The sequence below is a fragment of the Sphingomonas metalli genome (assembly GCF_014641735.1).
GTDB classification, from domain to species: Bacteria; Pseudomonadota; Alphaproteobacteria; order Sphingomonadales; family Sphingomonadaceae; genus Sphingomonas; species Sphingomonas metalli.
In genome coordinates this window covers 368,592-389,615 of sequence record NZ_BMIH01000001.1, presented here as the reverse complement: position 1 = coordinate 389,615, position 21,024 = coordinate 368,592, and the positions used below count along the sequence as shown (strand labels likewise).

General features: G+C 68.6%; 23 protein-coding genes. 10 read left to right on the top strand and 13 right to left on the bottom strand.

Annotated features, from left to right (window positions below; translation table 11 throughout):
- Positions 1-229: 229 nt before the first annotated feature.
- From IEX18_RS02210 to IEX18_RS02200, 3 genes are all read right to left on the bottom strand, one after another.
- Positions 230-484, bottom strand: coding sequence for a hypothetical protein (locus IEX18_RS02210; protein ID WP_229664309.1), 255 nt, complete (start codon positions 482-484; stop codon positions 230-232).
- A gap of 69 nt (positions 485-553) precedes the next feature.
- The gene (locus tag IEX18_RS02205; RefSeq protein ID WP_188657023.1) at positions 554-3,160 is read right to left on the bottom strand and encodes a putative bifunctional diguanylate cyclase/phosphodiesterase; all 2,607 of its coding nucleotides are present in this window, start codon (positions 3,158-3,160) and stop codon (positions 554-556) included.
- A gap of 86 nt (positions 3,161-3,246) precedes the next feature.
- Positions 3,247-3,678 carry a hypothetical protein gene (locus IEX18_RS02200; RefSeq protein WP_188657022.1) on the bottom strand — a complete coding sequence of 144 codons (432 nt, stop codon included), beginning with the start codon at positions 3,676-3,678 and terminating at the stop codon, positions 3,247-3,249.
- A gap of 259 nt (positions 3,679-3,937) precedes the next feature.
- Between IEX18_RS02200 and IEX18_RS02195 the strand changes: the two genes are divergently transcribed.
- Together IEX18_RS02195 and IEX18_RS02190 are read left to right on the top strand one after the other, a co-directional pair.
- Positions 3,938-5,458 (top strand): fumarate hydratase, encoded by a 1,521-nt coding sequence (locus IEX18_RS02195; RefSeq protein ID WP_188657021.1) that lies wholly within the window; start codon positions 3,938-3,940, stop codon positions 5,456-5,458.
- Between the two features lie 41 nt (positions 5,459-5,499).
- Positions 5,500-5,976, top strand: coding sequence for a hemerythrin domain-containing protein (locus tag IEX18_RS02190; protein WP_229664308.1), 477 nt, complete (start codon positions 5,500-5,502; stop codon positions 5,974-5,976).
- 400 nt (positions 5,977-6,376) lie between these two features.
- On the opposite strand, the gene IEX18_RS02185 is transcribed toward IEX18_RS02190, so the two are convergent.
- Positions 6,377-6,913 (bottom strand): hypothetical protein, encoded by a 537-nt coding sequence (locus tag IEX18_RS02185; protein ID WP_188657020.1) that lies wholly within the window; start codon positions 6,911-6,913, stop codon positions 6,377-6,379.
- A 103-nt stretch (positions 6,914-7,016) separates the two neighbouring features.
- Here IEX18_RS02185 and IEX18_RS02180 point away from each other — a divergent pair, with 103 nt between their 5' ends.
- Together IEX18_RS02180 and IEX18_RS02175 are read left to right on the top strand one after the other, a co-directional pair.
- Complete coding sequence (locus tag IEX18_RS02180; RefSeq protein WP_188657019.1) at positions 7,017-7,391, top strand: PRC-barrel domain-containing protein; 375 nt, start codon at positions 7,017-7,019, stop codon at positions 7,389-7,391.
- Positions 7,392-7,410: 19 nt separating this feature from the next.
- Complete coding sequence (locus IEX18_RS02175) at positions 7,411-7,869, top strand: DUF3597 domain-containing protein (protein WP_188657018.1); 459 nt, start codon at positions 7,411-7,413, stop codon at positions 7,867-7,869.
- A gap of 187 nt (positions 7,870-8,056) precedes the next feature.
- Here IEX18_RS02175 and uvrB read toward each other — a convergent pair whose 3' ends face one another.
- Positions 8,057-10,255, bottom strand: coding sequence for an excinuclease ABC subunit UvrB (uvrB, locus tag IEX18_RS02170; protein WP_188657017.1), 2,199 nt, complete (start codon positions 10,253-10,255; stop codon positions 8,057-8,059).
- Between the two features lie 173 nt (positions 10,256-10,428).
- Here uvrB and IEX18_RS02165 point away from each other — a divergent pair, with 173 nt between their 5' ends.
- Together IEX18_RS02165 and IEX18_RS02160 are read left to right on the top strand one after the other, a co-directional pair.
- Positions 10,429-11,247 (top strand): ferredoxin--NADP reductase, encoded by an 819-nt coding sequence (locus IEX18_RS02165; protein WP_188657016.1) that lies wholly within the window; start codon positions 10,429-10,431, stop codon positions 11,245-11,247.
- A 210-nt stretch (positions 11,248-11,457) separates the two neighbouring features.
- Positions 11,458-12,792 carry an amidohydrolase gene (locus IEX18_RS02160; RefSeq protein ID WP_188657015.1) on the top strand — a complete coding sequence of 445 codons (1,335 nt, stop codon included), beginning with the start codon at positions 11,458-11,460 and terminating at the stop codon, positions 12,790-12,792.
- On the opposite strand, the gene IEX18_RS02155 is transcribed toward IEX18_RS02160, so the two are convergent.
- The 3 genes from IEX18_RS02155 to trmB all read right to left on the bottom strand — a co-directional run bounded on the left by IEX18_RS02155 (position 12,776) and on the right by trmB (position 14,168).
- Positions 12,776-12,916, bottom strand: a complete 141-nt coding sequence (locus IEX18_RS02155; RefSeq protein ID WP_188657014.1) for a hypothetical protein — start codon at positions 12,914-12,916, stop codon at positions 12,776-12,778. The two genes, IEX18_RS02160 and IEX18_RS02155, sit on opposite strands and share 17 nt — an antisense overlap.
- 88 nt (positions 12,917-13,004) lie before the next feature.
- Positions 13,005-13,457 (bottom strand): DUF2721 domain-containing protein, encoded by a 453-nt coding sequence (locus IEX18_RS02150; RefSeq protein WP_373284517.1) that lies wholly within the window; start codon positions 13,455-13,457, stop codon positions 13,005-13,007.
- A 30-nt stretch (positions 13,458-13,487) separates the two neighbouring features.
- Positions 13,488-14,168: a tRNA (guanosine(46)-N7)-methyltransferase TrmB gene (gene trmB, locus IEX18_RS02145; protein WP_188657013.1), complete on the bottom strand. Its 681-nt coding sequence runs from the start codon at positions 14,166-14,168 to the stop codon at positions 13,488-13,490.
- 62 nt (positions 14,169-14,230) lie between these two features.
- On the opposite strand from trmB, the gene IEX18_RS02140 reads away from it, so the two are divergent.
- The 3 genes from IEX18_RS02140 to IEX18_RS02130 are packed head-to-tail and all read left to right on the top strand — an operon-like array spanning position 14,231 to position 15,606.
- Positions 14,231-15,058, top strand: coding sequence for a formate/nitrite transporter family protein (locus IEX18_RS02140; protein WP_188657012.1), 828 nt, complete (start codon positions 14,231-14,233; stop codon positions 15,056-15,058).
- Positions 15,055-15,450: a hypothetical protein gene (locus tag IEX18_RS02135; protein ID WP_188657011.1), complete on the top strand. Its 396-nt coding sequence runs from the start codon at positions 15,055-15,057 to the stop codon at positions 15,448-15,450. The genes IEX18_RS02140 and IEX18_RS02135 overlap by 4 nt, the downstream gene beginning before the upstream one ends.
- A gap of 3 nt (positions 15,451-15,453) precedes the next feature.
- Positions 15,454-15,606, top strand: a complete 153-nt coding sequence (locus tag IEX18_RS02130; RefSeq protein WP_188657010.1) for a DUF2256 domain-containing protein — start codon at positions 15,454-15,456, stop codon at positions 15,604-15,606.
- 45 nt (positions 15,607-15,651) lie between these two features.
- On the opposite strand, the gene IEX18_RS02125 is transcribed toward IEX18_RS02130, so the two are convergent.
- The 4 genes from IEX18_RS02125 to rsmI form a co-directional block, all read right to left on the bottom strand.
- The gene (locus IEX18_RS02125) at positions 15,652-16,260 is read right to left on the bottom strand and encodes a DedA family protein (protein WP_188657009.1); all 609 of its coding nucleotides are present in this window, start codon (positions 16,258-16,260) and stop codon (positions 15,652-15,654) included.
- 7 nt (positions 16,261-16,267) lie between these two features.
- Positions 16,268-17,236, bottom strand: coding sequence for a glutathione synthase (gene gshB / locus IEX18_RS02120; protein WP_188657008.1), 969 nt, complete (start codon positions 17,234-17,236; stop codon positions 16,268-16,270).
- A gap of 87 nt (positions 17,237-17,323) precedes the next feature.
- Positions 17,324-17,677, bottom strand: a complete 354-nt coding sequence (locus tag IEX18_RS02115; RefSeq protein WP_188657007.1) for a YraN family protein — start codon at positions 17,675-17,677, stop codon at positions 17,324-17,326.
- Positions 17,670-18,503, bottom strand: a complete 834-nt coding sequence (gene rsmI, locus IEX18_RS02110) for a 16S rRNA (cytidine(1402)-2'-O)-methyltransferase (RefSeq protein ID WP_188657006.1) — start codon at positions 18,501-18,503, stop codon at positions 17,670-17,672. The genes IEX18_RS02115 and rsmI overlap by 8 nt, the downstream gene beginning before the upstream one ends.
- 10 nt (positions 18,504-18,513) lie before the next feature.
- On the opposite strand from rsmI, the gene IEX18_RS02105 reads away from it, so the two are divergent.
- The gene (locus tag IEX18_RS02105) at positions 18,514-19,722 is read left to right on the top strand and encodes a penicillin-binding protein activator (RefSeq protein ID WP_188657005.1); all 1,209 of its coding nucleotides are present in this window, start codon (positions 18,514-18,516) and stop codon (positions 19,720-19,722) included.
- A 114-nt stretch (positions 19,723-19,836) separates the two neighbouring features.
- On the opposite strand, the gene hemW is transcribed toward IEX18_RS02105, so the two are convergent.
- Positions 19,837-20,988 (bottom strand): radical SAM family heme chaperone HemW, encoded by a 1,152-nt coding sequence (gene hemW, locus IEX18_RS02100; RefSeq protein WP_188657004.1) that lies wholly within the window; start codon positions 20,986-20,988, stop codon positions 19,837-19,839.
- Positions 20,989-21,024 lie beyond the last annotated feature (36 nt).

Sequence of the window (21,024 nt, the reverse complement as noted above, 5' to 3'; positions counted from 1 at the left end):
GCCTGCGTCGCCGTCGATCTTCTGAACGAACACACCAGTTATTGGGTCCGTTGCCGGCCCCTGACGCTACTGATTGTGCAAATGGCGTCGGCGGGCAAGTGGATAAACGCCCGGTTGCGGCAAGCCGCGCGCAGGGTTCGAAGCTGCGCGGCGAGCGACGCGCGTTTCTCCGCCGCTTCCGGGAAGCGCAAGAGAACAGGTGTGGAACGCAAATTTTTTTGAACGCAAATCAGCGATCGCGCCCGATCCGACCGGAGCTGCCGGTGACGTCGGAGCGCCGGTTTTCCAGCCGCGCGACGGCCGCGTTATAGGCCTCCCATTCGGCGGCGGTCTTGCAGGTCTTCACCACGTCGAGCCGGCTGCCGATGCTGGTGTCGCGGCGGCAGATCTTCTTGTCCCTGGCGGCGGGAGCGGCCGTCGGCGCCGGAGCCGGCATGGCCTGCATGGCGGCGGCCGTCACAAGGGCGATCAACAGCATCATCATTCTCCCCTATCTTACAAGGAGATGCTACCGTCCGCCGGGTTGCCTCACAAGCATTGGGGTGATGCCGGATCAACCGGCGCGGCGCGCCGCCATGCCGCCGGTCAGATCGTTGACGTCGATAGCCTCGGCGAAGCTGAGGCCCGCACGGCCGTCCTGCGCCCAGCGGACCTGTGCCTCGATCATGCGGTCCTCGACCAGGTCGATCAGCAGGTCCAGCCCGATATCGTCGTCCAGCTTGATCCCGTCGATCATCGCCCCGCGAGACGAGATGTTGCGCAGCCGCACGTCGCGCCGCTTGCCCTTGGCGACGACCTGGGCGGAGCGGAGGATGCGCGTCCGCGGCGCGCGGCTGACGCGGAAGCCGACCGGCCGCGCGATCACCTCGCCCTTGCTCAAAGAGCCCTCGACGACCTCGGCGCGGGTCGGTCTGCCATAGACGAAGCCCTGGATGTGGCTGCAGCCGAGATCGCGGACCAGCTCGATCTCGTCCTGGATCTCGACCCCCTCCGCGGTGGTCTCCATCCCCAGCGTGTCGGCGAGCGTGACGATCGCCTTGATGATCGCCGCGTTGCGGCTGTCCGGCTGGGCGATGCCGCGGACGAACGACTGGTCGATCTTGATCTTGTCGAAGGGCGCCGAGCGCAGATAGCCGAGCGAGGAATAGCCGGTGCCGAAATCGTCGAGCGCGAGGCGGACGCCGAGGCCCTTCAGGGCCTTGAACATCTGGTCGGTGGCGCTGCTCTCGTTGAGGAAGACGCCTTCGGTGATCTCCAGCTCCAGCCGCGCCGCCGCGAGCCCCGAATGGGCGAGGGCGCTGGCGATGATGTTGGGCAGGTTGGGATTGGCGAACTGGACCGGCGAGACATTGACCGCGACGCGCACGTTGGCCGGCCAGCGTGCGGCTTCGGTGCAGGCGGTACGCATCACCCATTCGCCCAGGGCCTCGATCAGCCCGCATTCCTCGGCGACGGGGATGAATTCCGCCGGCGAGACGAGGCCGCGCTTGGCATGGGTCCAGCGGACCAGCGCCTCATAGCCGACGATCTGCGCGTCGGCGGTGCTGACCACCGGCTGATAGCAGAGATGGAAGTCGCCGGCGCCGATCGCGGCGCGCAGATCGTCTTCCAGCTGCTGGCGATGCTTGGCGCCGGCCAGCATCTCCTGCGAGTAGAAGCGGTGGACGCCCCGTCCGTCGCCCTTGGCGGCGTAGAGGGCGAGATCGGCATTGCGGATCAGCGTCTCGGCGTCCTCGCCGTCGTGCGGCGCGATGGCGATGCCGATCGAGCAGCCGATGCTGACCTGGGTGTCCTTGATCTGATAGGGCTGGGACAGCGCATCGATCAGCGCGCGGGCGAGCGTCGCGAGCGTCTCGCGCGCATCCGTGCCCGGCAGCAGCACCTGGAATTCGTCGCCGCCCAGCCGACCCACCAGGCCCGATTCGCCGACCACCCGCTGGAGACGATGCGCGACCTGCTTGAGCAGCGTGTCGCCCGCCTGATGCCCCAGCGTGTCGTTGACCGACTTGAACCGGTCGAGATCCATCAGGAACAGGCTGGCCGGCCGATTGTGTCCGGCGATCTGCGCCAGCGTCTTGTCGAGCGACAGCCGCATGCGCTGGCGGTTGGCCAGTCCGGTCAGGCTGTCGAACAGCGCCAGCCGGGTGATTTCCGCCTCGGACCGGCGCTTCTCGGTCAGGTCGGCGCCCGATCCGATGAACCCCTGGAAGCGGCCGAGCCCGTCGACCACCGGACGGCCGGAGATCGACCACCAGCGTGCCCCGTCGCGGTCGGTGGCGGCGCAGACGGAATAGTCGGAAAAGGAGGTGCGCGACGACATGTGGAAGGCGAGCGTCCGCTCGGTGCCCGGTGCCGCACTGTCCATGCGGAAGACGTCGGTCAGCAGGCGGCCCATGGGCGGATCGTCATGTTCGGCGATCTCGGCGGCGACCTTGGCCGACAGATAGGTGACGCGGCCCTGACGGTCCGTCTCCCAGAACCAGCCGGTGCCGTGCCCCTCGAATTCGGCGACCATCTTCACCGCCTGCCGACCCTCGCCGCTGCGGGCGACCGCAGCCCGCAGGGTCGCGCGGTCGACATTGGCGAGACGCAGCGTCGCGAAGGCGAGGACGACGAGCAGCGCGGCCGCCTCCGCCACGACCAGTGGCGCGGTGGTGAAGGCAGCGAGGGCGAGGATCAGGCCGCCGCCGAAGCTGAGCAGCGCTGCCCGCACCGCATGGATCGCCAGGCCCGACAGTCCGGTCGCTCCGGCCAGCAGCACGGTCGCGGCGAAGCGGCCGCTGCCCGGCTCGGCGCCGCTCGTCATCCAGAGGAGCGAGAGTTGGGTGCCGGCGATCACGACCGCCGCTGCGGACAGGCCCTGGGCCCGGTGATGGGGGCGCCAGCTGTCGGGCACCAGCCGCACCAGTGCGAAGGTCGCGGCGGAGGCGATCGCCAGCAGCACCGACAGGAGAAGCGCCGCGACGCTCCAGCCGGTAGCAAGACAGGCGGCGATGGCCGCGATCCCCTGGACCGACGCGGCCATCGGCCAGGCTGCGGCGACCTGCTCCAGCCGGTCGCGTGCAAGCTCGCCATCGTCCTCCTGATCCGGCACTACGCCGAGCAGGACGGCGATGGGCGCGCGCGACGGAGCCGGATCGATACGGGAACGTATAGCCATGGCCGGCCTGTAGAACCGGATGCGTTACGACCGGGCCTGCACATGTAGTGAACGCCGCGTTCACTGATTGAGGCTAAGATCCGTCGTCAGGCCGGAAGCGGCGTCAGGTCAGGTTCGACCCAGCGCCGTCGGGCCTCCGCGCCGAACAGGCGCTCGCGGCTCCAATGGGCCAGCAGCCAGTCGGAGCGTCCATAGGGCGAATCGAGCAGCGCCGCGAGGATGTCGGCGAGCGGTCTTTCCTCCGGGTAACCGGCGAGCCACCGCGCGGCGACGCGCATCGAGGCGCGGGTGATCGTCTCGTGATAGCCCGCCATATCGCTGTTCACGCCGCCGGTCGCGACATTGTAGGTCCGGATCACGTCCGGCATCGCATCCGCTGCGTCGGGACGGTGGCGCAGGATCCAGAGCGCGGCGGCGAAATGCGCGGCATGGGTCCATTCGGCCTTGGGGAGGGTGGCGGACAGAAGGCCCGTGGCGATCCGGGCGATCGCGGCCTCGTCGAGCGGCTCGAAAGACATAAACAGGTTCCGATCGGTAGGCCCGCCCGGAACGGTGACCCCCGCCGGTACGGGCGGGGAGAGAGGTGGGGCGTCGGGACGGCCGGCGTCAGTCCGGCCGGCGATCCTTCGCGTCCACGCCGTCCGGCGCCTCGAAAGGGCGGCAGGCTTGTTGCGAGGCGACGACGCGGGTCATGAAGCATCTTGTCCCGTTTTCAAGCCTCGGGTCAACCGCGCCGCCGGATTGCGTCGCGCCGCGCGCTGGCGCATGGGGCGGCGCATGACCACGATCATCCGCGACGCCGACCTGATCGAGAGCGTGGCCGACGCGCTCCAGTTCATCAGCTACTATCATCCGATGGATTACATCCGGGCGCTCGGCGAGGCCTATGAGGCCGAGCGGAGCCCCGCGGCGAAGGACGCGATCGCCCAGATCCTGACCAACAGCCGGATGTGCGCCGAGGGCCACCGGCCGATCTGCCAGGACACCGGCATCGTCACCGTCTTCGTCAAGTGGGGCCAGGATTGCCGGCTGTCGGGCGACCGGTCGTTGCAGGAGGTCGTCGACGAGGGCGTGCGCCGCGCCTATCTCCACCCGGAGAACAAGCTGCGCGCCTCGATCCTCGCCGATCCCGCCTTCACCCGGCGCAATACCCGCGACAACACCCCGTCCGTCCTTCACGTCGAGATGGTGCCGGGCGCGACGGTGAGCGTCGACGTCGCCGCGAAGGGCGGCGGGTCGGAGAACAAGTCGAAGTTCAAGATGATGAATCCCAGCGATTCGATCGTCGACTGGGTGCTGGAGATGGTGCCCCAGATGGGTGCGGGCTGGTGCCCGCCCGGCATGCTGGGCATCGGCATTGGCGGCACGGCGGAAAAGGCGATGCTGCTCGCCAAGGAGTCGCTGATGGGCGCGATCGACATGGGCCAGCTCAAGGCGCGCGGGCCGAGGAACGATCTGGAAGCGCTGCGCATCGAGCTGTTCGACAAGGTCAACGCGCTCGGCATCGGGGCGCAGGGGCTGGGCGGCCTGTCGACCATCCTCGACGTCAAGATCCTCGACTGGCCGACCCATGCCGCGTCGAAGCCGGTGGCGATGATCCCCAATTGCGCTGCGACCCGCCACGCGCACTTCACCCTCGACGGCACCGGCCCCGCCTATCTGGAGGCGCCGAAGCTCGACGAATGGCCGAAGGTCGACTGGAAGCCTGACGCCGCCGCCAAGCGCGTCGATCTCGACACGCTGACGCCGGAGGTGGTGCAGAGCTGGAAGCATGGCGACCGGCTGCTGCTCAACGGCAAGATGCTGACCGGGCGCGACGCCGCCCACAAGCGGATCGCCGACATGCTGGCGCGCGGCGAGCCGCTGCCGGTCGAGTTCCGGGGGCGGGTGATCTATTATGTCGGCCCGGTCGATCCGGTCGGCGAGGAGGTGGTCGGCCCGGCCGGCCCCACCACCGCCACCCGGATGGACAAGTTCACGCGCATGATGCTCGAACAGGGTCTGCTCGCGATGGTCGGCAAGGCCGAACGCGGTCCGGCCGCGACGGAGGCGATCCGCGATCACAGGAGCGCCTATCTGATGGCGGTGGGCGGGGCGGCGTATCTGGTCGCGCGGGCGATCAAGGGGAGCAAGGTCGTCGGCTTCGAGGATCTGGGCATGGAAGCCATCTACGAATTCGAGGTCGCCGACTTCCCCGTGACGGTCGCGGTCGATGCGGAGGGGCAGAACGTCCACACGCTCGCGCCGCTGGTGTGGCGCGACAAGATCGCGCGCGAGGGGCTGCTCCAGCCGGTCTGACCGTCGCTTAACCCGATGGAAAGCAGGGTATACTATCCAGCATGCTTGCGGTGACGGACTGGGCCGTCACCGGACCGGGAGTGTCGGTCATGCTGGATCGTGCGACCTTGTCGGCCGAACACAGGGCGTTGATGGATCTGGCGGCCGAGCTTCTCGGGGCCATCGGGCAGGATCGCGCCGAGCCCGAGCGGATCGCCCGCATCCGGTGGAATATGACCCGCGAGCTCCTGGCGCATCTGGCGAAGGAGGACAAGCTCCTCTACCCCAGCCTCAAGACGGGGCAGGACCCCCGCGCATCGGCCATGGCGACGCGGTTCGCGGCGGAGATGGGCGACCTCGCGGACAGCTACCGCGCCTATATCGCCAACTGGTCGGCCGAGCGCATGGCCCGGGAGTGGATCGCCTTCGGAATGGAAACGCGGCGGATCATGCAGGCGCTCGGCAAGCGGATCGAGCGCGAGGAGAGCGTGCTCTACCCGATGATCCCGACCGCTGCGCCGGGCCGGTACGCCGCGTGAGAGAGCCGGGGCGGCGGGAGGCCGATCTCCTGCTCCGGATATGAGAAGAGGTTGCCGAGCACCCCTCCCGGGAATGCCCGACAACCCCTAAACATGGTCAGCGGCCGGAGAGCTCCAGCCCGGGAGACCATGGGGCCTCTATCACCTTTTCCGTCGCCGTTGATTGGGGGAGGATACCCCCCGGCGCCGGCCGTAAGGTTTTAGAAGCCGGTCCCCCGAACGAACTGAACCGACCCCATTGCTGAACCATGAGACATCGGATCACCTCCTTTCGCTTGTTGATAGCCAAGATGCCGCCGTCTCCGGCGACACCTGGAATGTGAGCGATGACGGGGGTGGTTGCAAGACTTGTAATCAGAAGAATTCTGCACGAGGATCGCTGGCTCTTCGGTGATGTCCCTCAGCGGCAGTCCTGTACGACGCGGCCCACCTCCGCCCAGGCCGGCAGGACGAGCGGCGACTGGCCAGCCTGTTCGACGGTGAAGGTGCCGCGGCTGAACGCCATCGCGTCCAGCAGCCGGTCGCCTGCGGCCAGCGTCGCATCCAGCATGATCGGCGACGTCGCATCGGCGGGCGCGCGCGCCTGCACCGCCAGGGCGCGCACCGTGCTGGTCGTCCGCACGGTCAGCGCCGCCGCCGCGGCAACCGAGGGGCGGGTGACGGTGATGCGCCGGGCCGCCCGGTCGCATGCCAGGGTCAGGAGCGGCCGTCCGTCCGGTGCATCGTAGCGCGCGACGACCGTCGCCGCATCGTAGCGCCAGTCACCCGGGGTGCGCGGCCAGTCCCGCCAGTCCTGCGCCAGGGGCCGGGGTGGCGGCGGCGCGGCGGGCGTCGGGGTCGGACCGGGGGTGGCGACGGGCGGCGGAGCGACCTGCGGCACGCAGCCGGCGGCGAGCAGTGCGACGAGGACGAGGGCGGGTCGGAGGGGGGATCGCATCCCGCCGGCCTAGGCAAGCCGTTCGCGATGCTCAACCCGCGAGGATCATGGAACCGGCAGACCGCGCCACCGGTTCGACGGGCAACAGATGGAGCCCGAACGCATGTCAAACCCCAGCGATGCCCCCACGCAGATCCTGATCCAGTCGAACGTCGCGCATTCGGTGAAGGTCGAGAGCCGCGACGGCGATGCGGTCGGGTCGGTCTATTCCTTCATGGTCCACAAGGGCTCGGGCCGGGTGACGCACGCGGTGCTGTCGCTGGGCGGCTTTTTGGGCATGGGCAAGAGCTTCTATCCGGTGCCGTTCCAGCTTCTGCAGTTCGACCCGGTGCGCGACCTCTACGTCATCACCATCGACCGCCGGCTGCTGGAAGGCGGGCCGAGCTGGGCGAACAACGCCCCCGTCTTCGACCAGGCCTATGCCGATCGCGTCGCGAGCTATTACGGCGTCGGGTCCGAAAATCTGTCGATGGGCTGAGCCCCTGTAAGGAAAGAACATGAGCATTTTCGGCAAGATCAAGAGCGCCATCTTCGGCGACCACGGGCCGCTGGGCGGTCAGTTTAGCGGCAAGAAGGACACGCCTGCCACGCCGGCTTCGGCGCCGCAGGCCGCCCCGCACCCGCATACCACGGCCGCGACGCCGCAGGCCCCCGCCGCTCAGGCCCCCGCCGCCGCACCGGCTGCGCCGGCGACGCCGGTCGATGTCGAGGCGGTGCTGACCGGGATCGCCGCGCGCAAGGGCAATCCCGACCTCAACTGGCGCACCTCGATCGTCGACCTGATGAAGCTGCTCGACCTCGACTCCTCGCTCGACAATCGCAAGGAGCTGGCGACCGAGCTCGGCTATACCGGCGCGAAGGACGGTTCGGCCGAGATGAACATCTGGCTGCACAAGGCGGTGATGCGCGAACTGGAGAAGAATGGCGGCACGGTGCCAGCGGGGCTGAAGGACTGATCTGAGAATTCTCCACCCCGTTCGGGCTGATACGCGACACCCACCCCCGTTCGGGCTGAGCGTGTCGAAGCCCTGCCTTTCTTTAGAGTGCCCCATTAGGGGGGAAGAAGAACAGCATTTCGACAGGCTCGGCACGAACGGTGGGGGCGCGCGGTACGGCCGGTAAAAGGCGTCGGCGCGAGCGATTTCACCGCCCCCCGCGCCGACCCCCCATCCGCATCTTCTGCTGCTTGCCGAACCGCGTCTTGCGCGTTCCCGGCTTGCCCTCGTTCGAGCGGCCCATGATCGGCGCCTTGTGCTGCTCCACCGGTAGGCCCAGCTCTTCGTTCTCCAGCTGCCGGATCTCGTCGCGCAGGCGGCCGGCCTCCTCGAACTCCAGGTCCGCCGCGGCCTTGCGCATCTTCTTCTCAAGTTCCTCGATATAGGCGCGCAGATTGTGGCCGACCATGTGGGGCCGATCCTCGTCGATCTCGACCGTCACCTGATCCTTCGACGCGACATGGGCGATGATGTCGCCGATATTCTTGCGCACGGTCGCGGGCGTGATGCCATGTTCGAGATTATAGGCCTGCTGCTTCTCGCGGCGCCGCGACGTCTCGTTCATCGCCCGCTCCATCGAGCCGGTGATGCGGTCCGCATAGAGGATCACGCGCCCGTCGACGTTGCGCGCGGCGCGGCCGATCGTCTGGATCAGCGACGTCTCCGATCGCAGAAAGCCCTCCTTGTCCGCATCGAGGATCGCGACTAGCCCGCATTCGGGAATGTCCAGCCCCTCGCGCAGCAGGTTGATGCCGATCAGCACGTCGTAGACGCCGAGCCGCAGGTCGCGGATCAGCTCGATACGCTCCAGCGTCTCGACGTCCGAGTGCATGTAGCGGACCTTGATCCCCGCCTCGTGCATATATTCGGTCAGATCCTCCGCCATCCGCTTGGTCAGCGTGGTGACGAGGGTGCGATAGCCCTTGGCGGTGGTCGCCTTGCACTCCTGGATCAGGTCCTGCACCTGCTCCTCGACCGGCTTGATCTCGACCGGCGGGTCGATCAGCCCGGTCGGCCGGATCACCTGTTCGGCGAAGACGCCGCCCGCCTGCTCCATCTCCCACGAGCCGGGCGTCGCCGAGACGCTGACCGTCTGCGGGCGCATCGCGTCCCATTCGTTGAAGCGGAGCGGGCGGTTGTCGATGCAGCTCGGCAGGCGAAAGCCATATTCGGCCAGCGTGATCTTGCGCCGATGATCGCCCCGCGCCATCGCGCCGATCTGCGGCACCGTCTGGTGGCTCTCGTCGACGAAGAGAAGCGCGTTTTCCGGCAGATACTCGAACAGGGTGGGCGGCGGTTCGCCGGGCAGGCGGCCGGTCAGGAAACGGCTGTAATTCTCGATGCCGTTGCAGCTGCCGGTCGCGGCGATCATCTCCAGATCGAAGTGGGTGCGCTGCTCCAGCCGCTGATGCTCGATCAGCTTGCCCTCCGCCTCCAGCTCCTTCAGCCGCTCGGCCAGCTCGTGCTTGATCGCCTCGGTCGCCTGCTTCATCGTCGGGCCGGGCGTGACGTAATGGCTGTTCGCATAGATGCGGATGCTGTTCAGGCTGGCGACCTTCGATCCGGTCAGCGGATCGAATTCGACGATCTCCTCGATCTCGTCGCCGAAGAACGATACGCGCCAGGCGCTGTCCTCGTAGTGCGAGGGGAAGATCTCCAGATTGTCGCCCTTCACGCGGAAGTTGCCGCGCATGAAGGCGGCGTCGTTGCGCTTGTACTGGAGCGCGACGAGCTTGCGGACGATCTCCCGCTGATCGACCGTCTGACCCTTCTTCAGGTCGAAGATCATCGCCGAATAGGTCTCGACCGAACCGATGCCGTACAGGCACGACACGGAAGCGACGATCAGCACGTCGTCGCGCTCCAGGAGCGAGCGCGTCGCCGAGTGGCGCATCCGGTCGATCGCCTCGTTGATCGACGACTCCTTCTCGATATAGGTGTCGGACCGCGGCACATAGGCCTCGGGCTGGTAATAATCGTAGTAACTGACGAAATACTCGACCGCATTGTTCGGGAAGAAGGACTTGAACTCGCCATAGAGCTGAGCGGCGAGGATCTTGTTCGGCGCGAGGATCAGCGCGGGGCGCTGCATCTCCTCGATCACCTTGGCCATGGTGAAGGTCTTGCCCGAACCGGTGACGCCGAGCAGCACCTGATCCTTCTCGCCCGCGCGCGCCGCCTCGACCAGCTCGCGGATCGCGGTCGGCTGGTCGCCCGAGGGGGTATATTCGCTCACCAGCTCGAACCGTTTGCCGCCCTCCACCTTCTCCGGTCGGGCGGGGCGGTGGGGGACGAAGGTCTCGCCGGTTTCCGGCTCGGCGAGACTGGTGCGGATCTGGATGGCCATGCCCAACCATATGGTAAAGCAGGCTGCGGGAACAACAGAGCAACACGTGTCCGGTCGCAGCGGGCGGCGGGCCCGGAGAAGGGCGGCTATGGCCCGGGCGAGGGACGCTATGGTTGACCCCCCGCCACCCCCCTCTTATTGCGCGCCATTCGCAAGACACTGCCGGACCCCTGATGACTGTCACCACCGAGACCCGCGCGCCTGCGCTACTGCCCGAGAACCCCGCCTTCCTGACGGCCAAGGTGCTGTGGGTCCGCCACTGGAACGAGCATCTCTTCTCCTTCGCAATCGAGCGGCCGGCGAGCTTCCGCTTCCGCTCGGGCGAGTTCGTGATGATCGGGCTGGCGGGCGACAAGAAGCCGCTGGTCCGCGCCTATTCGATCGCCAGCCCGCATTACGCGGAGGAGCTGGAGTTCCTGTCGATCAAGGTGCAGGACGGGCCGCTGACCAGCCGGCTCCAGCTGATCCAGCCCGGCGACGACATCTATATGGGCAAGAAGCCGACGGGCACGCTCGTGCTCGACGCGCTGTTGCCGGGCAAGCGGCTGTTCATGCTGTCGACGGGCACCGGCCTCGCCCCGTTCCTGTCGCTGATGCGCGATCCGGACGTCTATTCGGGCTATGACAAGGTGGTGATCGCCCATTCGGTGCGCCGGGTCAGCGACCTGGCCTATCATGACGAGCTCGACGGCAAGCTGGCCGAGGATCCGCTGATCGCGGACGAGGCGGCGGCGCAGTTCCATTACATCCCGACCGTCACGCGCGAGCCGTTCCGCAACACCAAGCGGCTGGGCGCGCTGATCGACGACGGCACGCTGTTCGCCGGGATCGAGGGCGCAGCGGCGCTCGACCCGAAGACCGATCGCGTGATGCTGTGCGGCTCGACCGAGATGATCCGCGACTTCGCCAAGCTGCTGGAGGAGAGGGGGTTCGTCGAAGGGTCGAACGCGAATCCCGGCACCTTCGTGATCGAGCGGGCGTTCGTCGGTTAGGCGGAATGCCGCGTTCACAATCACCGTCATCCCCGTGCAGGCGGGAATCCATAACCTCTGACGATAGCGGCTGGAGCCCCGACGTCACACCGTCTGAATCCCCGCCTGCGCGGGGATGACGGTCAGAGGCAGGACGCGGCTCAGGCCCACAGCCTCTTGCCCCGTCCCCACAATCGGATAGCTTCCCCCGCAATCAAAAAAGGGGAATCCATGCGCCTGACCGCCGCCCTCGCGCTCGCCGCGACCTGTCTGTCCGCCACCGCGGTCGCTGCGCAGACGCCGCCGGACTATGCCGCAGCGATCAAGGCGGATTACGACCGCGATCTCGGCGCGCTGTGGGACTGGTTCCACCGCAATCCCGAGCTGAGCTTCCGCGAGGTGAAGACCGGCGCGCGCATGGCCGCCGAGCTGCGCAAGGTCCCCGGCATGGTCGTTACCGACAAGGTCGGCGGGACCGGCGTGGTCGGGGTGCTGAAGAATGGCGCCGGCCCGGTCGTGCTGGTCCGCGCCGATATGGACGGACTGCCGGTCGAGGAGAAGTCGGGGCTGCCCAACGCCTCCAAGGTCCGGCAAGTCGGGGTGGACGGCGTCGAGGCGCCGGTGATGCATGCCTGCGGACACGATACGCACATCACGGCGATGGTGGCGACCGCGCGGCGGCTGGCGGCGCTCAGGGAGCGGTGGCGCGGCACCGTTGTCTTCGTCGTGCAGCCGGCCGAGGAGCGGGTCGGCGGGGCGGCCGCGCTGCTCAAGGACGGGCTCTACACGCGCTTCCCCAAGCCCGAATATGCACTGGCCTTCCACGTCAATTCCGAAGGAGCGGCGGGCACCGTCTCGGCGTCTGAGGGCATCCAATATTCCTCGTCTGATTCGGTCGACATCACCGTGCCCGGCATCGGCGCGCACGGCGCGAGCCCGCATATGGGCAAGGACCCGGTCTATATGGCCTCGCAGCTCGTGATCGCCCTGCAAGGCATCATCAGCCGCGAGCGCCAGCCGCTGGCGCCGGGGGTCATCACCGTGGGCAGCTTCCACGCCGGGCTGAAGCACAACATCATCTCCGACGAGGCGAAGCTGCAGGTGACGGTGCGCGCCAATGACGAGGCGACCCGCGCGCAACTGCTCGCCGGAATCAAGCGCGTGGCCCGCGGCATCGGGATCATGAACGGCATGCCCGAGGACAAGATGCCTGTGGTCACGGTGACCGAAGGGACGCCGACGACGATCAACGACGCCCCGCTCGCCCGGCGGCTGAATGCGGTGATGGCGCAGACGCTGGGGGCCGATCACGTCATCCCCTTCAACCAGAAGGGCATGGGTGCCGAGGACTTCGCCTACTACGTCCAGCCGGACACGGGGGTGAAGGGCTATTACTTCGCCGTGGGCGGAACTCCCGCCGAGGTGCTGGCGGCGGCCAAGGCGGGCGGTCCGCCCGTGCCGTCGCACCATTCGCCGCTGTTCAAGATCGCGCCGGAGCCGTCGATCGTGACGGGCGCGACGGCGATGACCGCGGCCGTGCTCGACCTGCTCAGGCCGGGTGCCTGACCCCGGCGGGGTCGCGCGGCGGTGACGGGCCGATCGGCCGGCCTGTGAAGTGCGGCACCACCGCCACGGCGAGGCAGGCAAGGATCGCGACCCACAACAACAGCTTGCCGAGAGTCCTGACCATGAGCCGCGCGCCGTCCTCCGGGGAGTGTGGAGGCGGATAACGCAGGTTAGCCGGTCGGGGTTCAGCGCTTTCCTACGGTTCCGACGATTCAGCTCAGCAGGTCTTTGCGGACATGGATCGCACGGAGCGACACCCGCACCTCGATCATGAAGCTGACCAGCGAAGCGATCAGCAGCAGCATGGCGAGGATGAAGGCGACCGCCACGGCGCTGGCGAAATGCAGCTTGGCCAGCGTCGCGACGAACAGGCTGGCGACGACGAAGGCGGTCATCACCGCGCTCGACACCGCCAGGAACAGCGAGGCGTTGATGATCGAGATGCGGCGGTCCAGCAGCCGCAACTCCCAGACGTGCCGGTCATGCTCGGGCCCGGTGGTATGCGGGTGCAGCCGCTCCAGGTCGCGCACGCGGTCGACGACGCGGCTGAGCCGGCCGGTCAGCACGTTGAGCAGCTGGCCGATCGCGGTGAGCATGAAGATCGGCGACAGAGCCAGCGTGATCGTCTGCGCAACAGTGGCGACGCCGGGCAGTGTCGGGATCATGCGGACCTTTCCGTCGAGAATGTCGCCATCCTAGCGGCGGGCGTAACGAAAATACCAGACCTCGTGTCCCTGCCGGCGCGCCTTCCGCTCGTAACGGGTTTCCGGCCAGTCGGCGGGGCGCGACAGGAAATCCGCTGCGCTGCCGGCAAGCCATTGAAAGTCGGTGCGCTGGTTCATCACCATCATCGCCCAGCGGCAATAGGTGGGATCGTCCGTGCCCAGCCGGAACTCGCCGCCCGGCATCAGCTTGCGCGCGATCATGTCCATCGGCCCGTGATTGACCATGCGCCGCTTGGCGTGGCGGGCCTTGGGCCAGGGATCGGGATGGAGCAGGTAGACGCGCGACAGCGCGGCGTCGGGCAGCCGCTCCAGCACTTCCAAAGCGTCGCCCATATGCAGGCGGACATTGCTAAGATCGCCGTCGCGGACATGGTTCAGCGCGCCGACCACGCCGTTGAGGAAGGGCTCGCAGCCGATGAAGCCGGTATCCGGATGGGCGGCAGCCTGACCGGCGAGATGCTCGCCCGCGCCGAAGCCGATCTCCAGCTGAAGCGGGCGCTCGTCACCGAACAGCGTCGCCGCGTCCAGCGGCCCGGTCTCAGGGACGGCGATGCGCGGCAGCAACGCCTCGACCAGCGCGGCCTGGCCGGCGCGCAGCTTGTGGCCCTGCCGGCGGCCATAGAGACGGCGGATCGTGACGGGATCGTTCATGGCGGCGCCTTAGCGAGGCGCACCCTAGGAGCAAAGGCCGGAGCGAGCCGTTGTCGTTGTCGATGGCAGACGAAGCGCCCCGCGCCCAGGACGACGATGTCGAGGAGCTGAAGGCGGCCAATGCCCGCGAGCTCCATCGCGCGGTGCGCGAAGAGGGCGAGGCGGAGCTGGCCCGGCCGGCGGCGGCGCTGATCTGGTCGGGCCTGGCGGCGGGGCTGGCGATCAACAGTTCGTTGCTGGCGGAGGCGGCGTTGCAGCGCGATCTGCCGGACGCGCCGTGGCGCGATCTGGTGGTCTCGCTGGGCTATCCGATCGGCTTCCTGATCGTCATTCTCGGGCGGCTCCAGCTCTTCACCGAAAGCACCGTCACGGCGATGCTGCCGCTCGTCACCCGCCCGTCCTGGCAGGCCTTGGGGCGAACGGCGAGGCTATGGGCGCTGGTGCTGAGCGCCAACCTCATCGGAACGTGCATAGCGGCCGGGCTGATGGCCGCGGGCATATTGGGTGATCACGACCTGCGGATAGCCGCGATCGAGATTTCCGGGCGTATCCGCGAACTGGGGCCGGGCGAGACCTTCCTCAACGCGATCCCCGCCGGCTTCCTGATCGCGACGATCGCATGGATCCTGCCCAATGCGCGGGCGCAGGCGTTTCTCGTCATCTTCGCGATCACCTATATCGTCGCGATCGCCGGGTTCAGCCATTCGGTGGTCGGGTCGGACGAGGCGTTCCTGCTGATGTTCGCAGGGCATGCCGGCGTGGGCGAGACGCTGTTCGCGCTGATCGCCCCGGCGGTGCTGGGCAATCTGGTCGGCGGCGCGGGCTTGTTCGCGGTGCTCGCCCATGCGCAGGTGCGCAGCGATGCCGAGGACGGGGAGGACCAGGGGTGACGCAGACGACGGTGGCGGTGCAGACGCTCGCCCGCAGGAGCGCAACGGCCGAGGAGAACGGCGCCCCGCCGCTGCTCGCCATCGCGGCCGCGACGATCCTGGTCGGCGCGGTGCTGCGCCGGCCGGCCGTGATGCGCAGCGGCGCGCGGATGCTGGCGAGCCAGCTGGTTGCGACCGGAGCCCGTGCCGCTTTGGCGAAGGCAGCGTCGTCGCCGTCTCCGGCTGTGGCGACCGACGCGCCGCCCGCGGTCCGCGTGGCGGAGAATGGCAAGCGGCAGATCATCGGACTGGCGGCCGGCTGGGCGATCGGCTGGGCATCCGAGCGGATCGCCGTCGCCGCGGTACGCGTCGGGGAGCGGGAGATCACCCGGCTGCTGGCACGGCGACGCTGACCCGTGGCGCACCGAAAGCCGCATCTGCCGGAAAAGATCTGCGCGAGCTGCCACCGGCCGTTCGCCTGGCGCAAGAAATGGGCGCGCGACTGGGATCAGGTCAAATATTGCTCCGACCGCTGCCGCGGCGTCGGCGAGCGGCCGGCGGAAGGGTGAAGGGGGGCGCGCCGACGACCAAGAGCTGTGCCCGGTTCTCCGGGTTTACCCCCGCCGCGCACGCGGCCGCCACGTCATCACCCGGTAAATATAGAACCCCACGATCCCCACCGTCAGCGCGACGGCGACCGGGCCGACATAACGGTCCAGCTCCTGAAAGCGCCGGTCGAGGATCAGCCCGGCTGCGGCGAGCACGCTGTTCCAGATCGCCGAGCCCGCCGCCGTCCAGAGCAGGAACTTCCAGCGCGGCATCGCCGACATGCCCGCGGGCAGCGAGACCATGGTGCGGAAGGTCGGCATGAAGCGGAACACGAACACGACCCAGCCGCCGCGATCGTGGAAGAAGCGGGTGATCCGCTCGACATCCTCCCATTCGAGCGTCAGCCATCGACCCCACCGGTCGATGAAGGGCCTGAGACCCAGATAGCCGAACCGTCGGCCGACCGCGTACCAGAAGTAATTGCCCGCCACGGTGCCCGCGGTGCCCGCCGCGATCAGCCATCCGAGCTGCATATGGCCGCGCGCCACCGCCATGCCGCCGAGGCCCATGATGACCTCCGACGGAATGGGCGGCACGATATTCTCCAGCGCCATCAGGGCGAAGATGCCCCAATAGCCGCCGCGGGCGATCCATTCGAGAATGAAGGCGGTCACGCCCCGGTCAACGCGGGCTGGCGGCTTTCTCTCCGACCCGCGCCTCGATCGCGTCCCAGATCATGCCCGCCACGTCGGTGCCGTCGAACCGCTCGATCGCGACGATGCCGGTGGGGGAGGTGACGTTGATCTCGGTCAGCCATTCGCCGCCGATCACGTCGATCCCGACGAAGAGCAGCCCGCGCCGCTTGAGCTCGGGCCCGAGCACCGCGCAGATTTTCTGCTCGCGCGCGGTCAATTCGGTCTTCTCTGCCGAGCCGCCGACCGCGAGATTGCTGCGGATCTCGCCTTCACCGGGCAGGCGGTTGATCGCGCCCGCCACTTCGCCATCGACCAGCACGATCCGCTTGTCGCCCTTCGCCACCGCGGGCAGGAAGGCCTGGACCATGTGCGGCTCGCGCCACGTCTGGTTGAAGACCTCGAGCAACGCCGAGAGGTTCTCGCCCTCAGGGCCGACGCGGAAGATCGCCTTGCCGCCATTGCCGTGCAGCGGTTTGACAACGATCGCCCCATGCCGCTTCAGGAACGCGCGCGTCTCCTCGAGCGACCGGGTCACGAGCGTCGGCGGCATGAACTGCGGATAGTCGAGCACGAAGACCTTTTCCGGCGCGTTGCGGACGCTGCGGGGATTGTTCACGACCAGGGTGTGTTCGGCGATCCGCTCGAGCAGATGCGTCGCGGTGATATAGCCGAGGTCGAAGGGTGGGTCCTGCCGCATCAGGACCACGTCGGCCTCTGCGCCCAGGTCGAGGCTTACCGGTTCGTCGAAGCGATAGTGGTTGCCCGCGACGCGCTGCACGGTCACGGGATGCGCCCGCGTCCAGAGCCGCCCGTCCGACCAGTTGAGATCGCCCGCGTCGTAGTGGAACAGCCGGTGCCCGCGCGCCTGGGCCGAGAGCATCAGCGCGAAGGTCGAATCGCCGGCGATATTGATCGAGTCGAGCGGGTCCATCTGGACGGCGACGGTCATGGTCATGCGAAATCCTCAACAGGTCGGGACGGCGGCAGGTCGCCGCTCGCATACAGGCTGGGCCGGAAGCGGAACAGCGGCGATCGCGGCCGTTCAGCCGATCCAGGCATTCTCGATATGGCGCGGCCGGGTGCCCGGTGCGATCAGGATCACGTCGACGCGAATGTCGTCGCCCGGCCCTGCGTAGCGCGGCATCAGCACCTCCGCCGCGGCGGCGACGCGGGCGAGGCGGCGCTGGTCGATGGCATGGTCGAGCTCGGCGGCGGTGCGGCGCGCCTTCACCTCGACAAAGGCGACGAGATTGCCCTTGCGCGCGACCAGATCGACCTCGCCCGCCGGGGTGCGGACGCGGTGGTCGAGGATGCGCCACCCCTTCAGGCGCAGCCACCAGCCGGCGAGTCGCTCGCCGCGGCGGCCGGCGGCTTCGGCCTTGCGGCGGTCACGCACCCTTCAACTCCATCGCGCGGGCGTAGAGGGTGCGGCGATCGAGACCGAAGCGCTTGGCGACCTCGCCGGCGGCCTTGGCGGCGGGCAGGCGGGTGAGCGCCTCGGCGAGCGCGGCGTCGGCGTCGGCGGGGTCGGGGGGCGGGGCTTCGCCGGGCGGAGCCACGACGATCACGATCTCGCCCTTGGGCGGCGCTTCGGCATAGCGGCCGGCGAGTGAAGAGAGGGTGCCGGTCACCGCCTCCTCGAAGCGCTTGGTAATCTCGCGCGTCACCGCTGCCTCCCGGTCCCCCAGCCCGGTGGCGAGCGCGGCGAGGCACGTCGCAAGGCGGGGGCCGCTCTCATAGATGATGAGCGTCGCGCGCACGGCGGCCACCTCGGCGATGGCGTCCGCCCGGGCCTTCTCCTTGGACGGCAGGAAGCCGAGGAACAGGAACCGGTCGGTCGGCAAGCCGGCGAGCGTCAGCGCGGCGATCGCGGCGCAGGGGCCGGGAATCGTCACGACCATATGGCCCGCCGCGCGGGCGTCGCGCACCAGCTTGTAGCCGGGATCGGAGATCAGCGGCGTGCCCGCATCGGAGACCAGCGCGACCGCCTCCCGCCCCATGCGGGCGATCAGGCCGGGCCGAACTTCTTCTGCATTATGATCGTGATAGGGAACCATCGGGCGCTTCGCACCGATATGTCGGAGGAGGCCGGCCGTCACCCGGCTGTCCTCCACCGCCACCACGTCCGCGCGTGAAAGCACGTCGGCCGCGCGGGGGGACAGGTCGCCGAGATTGCCGATGGGCGTCGCGACGATGTAGAGGCCGGGATCAAAAGGAGGCATGGGGAGCGTCATGGCAGAGGCAGGCTGGATTTCGCAACGCCGCACCGTCGGGCGCTGGGCGGCACTGGCCGCGGCGGTGCTGCTGTCCGCCTGCCAGACGGTGATCCCCCGCGGCGCGGAGCCGGCACCCGAACGGCCGGTGACGCGGGCCGAGCGGCCGGTGACGCCGCAGGTCGAGGCGGGCCTGCCGCGCGACGTCAACCGCAGCCGCGTCGCCTTGCTGGTGCCGCTTACCGGTCCCAATGCCGGGGTCGGCCAGTCGATCGCCAATGCGACGATGCTGGCGCTGCTCGACACGCAGAACCAGACGGTGCGGATCACCAACTATGATACCGCGGCCATCGGCAGCGGCGGCGCGGCCGGGGCGGCCCGCCGTGCAATCGACGAGGGCGCGCAGCTGATCCTCGGGCCGCTGCTCAGCGACGACGTGCGCGCGGTCGCACCGATCGCCCGGGCGGCGAACGTCCCGGTGATCAGCTTCTCCAACGATATCGGCGTTGCGGGCAGCGGCGTCTATCTGATGGGCTATATCCCGGCCCAGTCCGTGGAGCGTGTGGTCGATTTCGCGCGCAGCCGCGGGGTGCAGACCTTTGCCGGGCTCGTCCCGAACGGTCTGTACGGCGAACGGGCCTCCACGGCGTTCCTGCGGGCTGTCGAAGGGGCGGGCGGGCAGGTCGTCTCGCTGCAGACCTATGGCCGGACTGCCGGCGGCGTGGCCGCTGCCGCCCAGCGGCTGGTCGCCAAGGCGCCCTATGGCGCGGTGCTGGTCGCCGATGCCGGCAGCATCGCTGCGGCGGCAGCTCCGGTGGTGAAGCGAGGCAGCGGCGCGACGACGCGGCTGCTCGGCACCGAATTGTGGAATACCGAAAGCGGCGTCGCGGCCCGGCCCGGCCTGGCCGGCGCGTGGTTCGCCAGCGTGCCCAACACGCTCTATCGCCAATATGCGGTGAAATACCGGTCGCGGTTCGGGTCCGCGCCCTATCGCCTGTCCAGCCTGGGCTATGACGCGGTGCTGCTGACGGTGCGGATCGCGCGCGACTGGCGGCCGGGCGCGGCCTTTCCGGAAAGCAAGTTGCGCGAGGCGGACGGCTTCGCTGGACTGGACGGTGCCTTCCGCTTCGGCCGCGACGGCATCGCCGAGCGCGCGCTGGAGGTGCAGGAGATCCGCGGCGGCACGACGGTGACGGTGTCGCCCGCGCCCACGGGGTTCGGGAAGTAGCGGCACATCAGCTGCTCTTCATCACGTTCCGTTCGCCCTGAGCGCAGTCGAAGGGCCTGAGACTTGACGGTGCTTCGGCTTCGTTCAGCACGAACGGGTTGGAGGTTCGCGTAATCAGGCCACCGCCACGTCGTCCGCCACCACCTCGGTCAGGATCGCATCGAGCAGCAGCGCACCCGCCTCCGTCACCCGCAGGCGATCGTCGGTCAGCGCGACGAGACCCTGAAGCGACAGCCGCTCCACCGCACCCTGGTCGATCGGTGCAGTCCCGCCCGCCAGGGCCGCGATCCGCTTCAGATCCACTCCCTCCGCCAGCCGCAACCCCATCACCAGCGCCTCGGTCGCGCGGGCGTGGGGGGCGAGGGGGTCTTCCACCTGCAGGCCATGGCCGTTGCGCTCGATCGCGGCCATCCAATTCTCCGGCTTCCTGTGCCGCATCGTCGCCAGACCGGCCCGGCGGCCATGCGCGCCGGGGCCGATGCCGGCATAGTCGCCATAGCGCCAATAGGTCAGATTGTGGCGGCTCTCCGCACCCGGCGCGGCATGGTTCGACGTCTCGTAGGCCGGCCGCCGCGCGGCGGCGGTGATCGCGCGCGTCGCCTCGAACAGGTCGGCGGCGGCGTCGCCGTCGGGAATGACGAGCCGGCCGGCCGCGGCTTCGGTGGCGAAGCGGGTGCCGGGCTCGATCGTCAGCTGGTAGAGCGACAGATGCTCGGTACCGAGCGCAAGGGCGGCATCCAGCTCGGCCTGCCATGCGGACAGCGTCTGGCCCGGTCGGGCATAGATCAGGTCGATGCTGACCCGCCCGAAGCTGGCCTGGGCGGTCGCGACGGCCGCCAGCCCTTCGCGCGCGTCATGCGCCCGGCCCAGGAAGCGTAAAGCCGCGTCGTCGAGCGATTGCAGCCCGAGCGACACCCGGTTCACTCCCGCTGCGGCGAGATCGGCGAACCGCGCCGCCTCGACCGAGGACGGGTTCGCCTCCAGCGTGATCTCGATCGTGTCCGACACTTGCCAATGCGTCTGCACGGCGTCGAGGATCGCGGCTACGGTCGATGGAGGCATCAGCGACGGGGTGCCGCCGCCAAAGAAAATCGACCCGACTCGTCGCCCCGGCAACAGAGCTGCCTCATGTGCCAGATCGGCGATCAGCGAGTCGCGCCACGCCGTCTGATCCACCGCGGCACGGACATGGCTGTTGAAGTCGCAATAGGGGCATTTCGAGACACAAAATGGCCAGTGGACGTAGAGCGCGAGGTCGGTCTGCATTTGCGGCTCGTTCACGATTTCCCGGTAATCCCAATG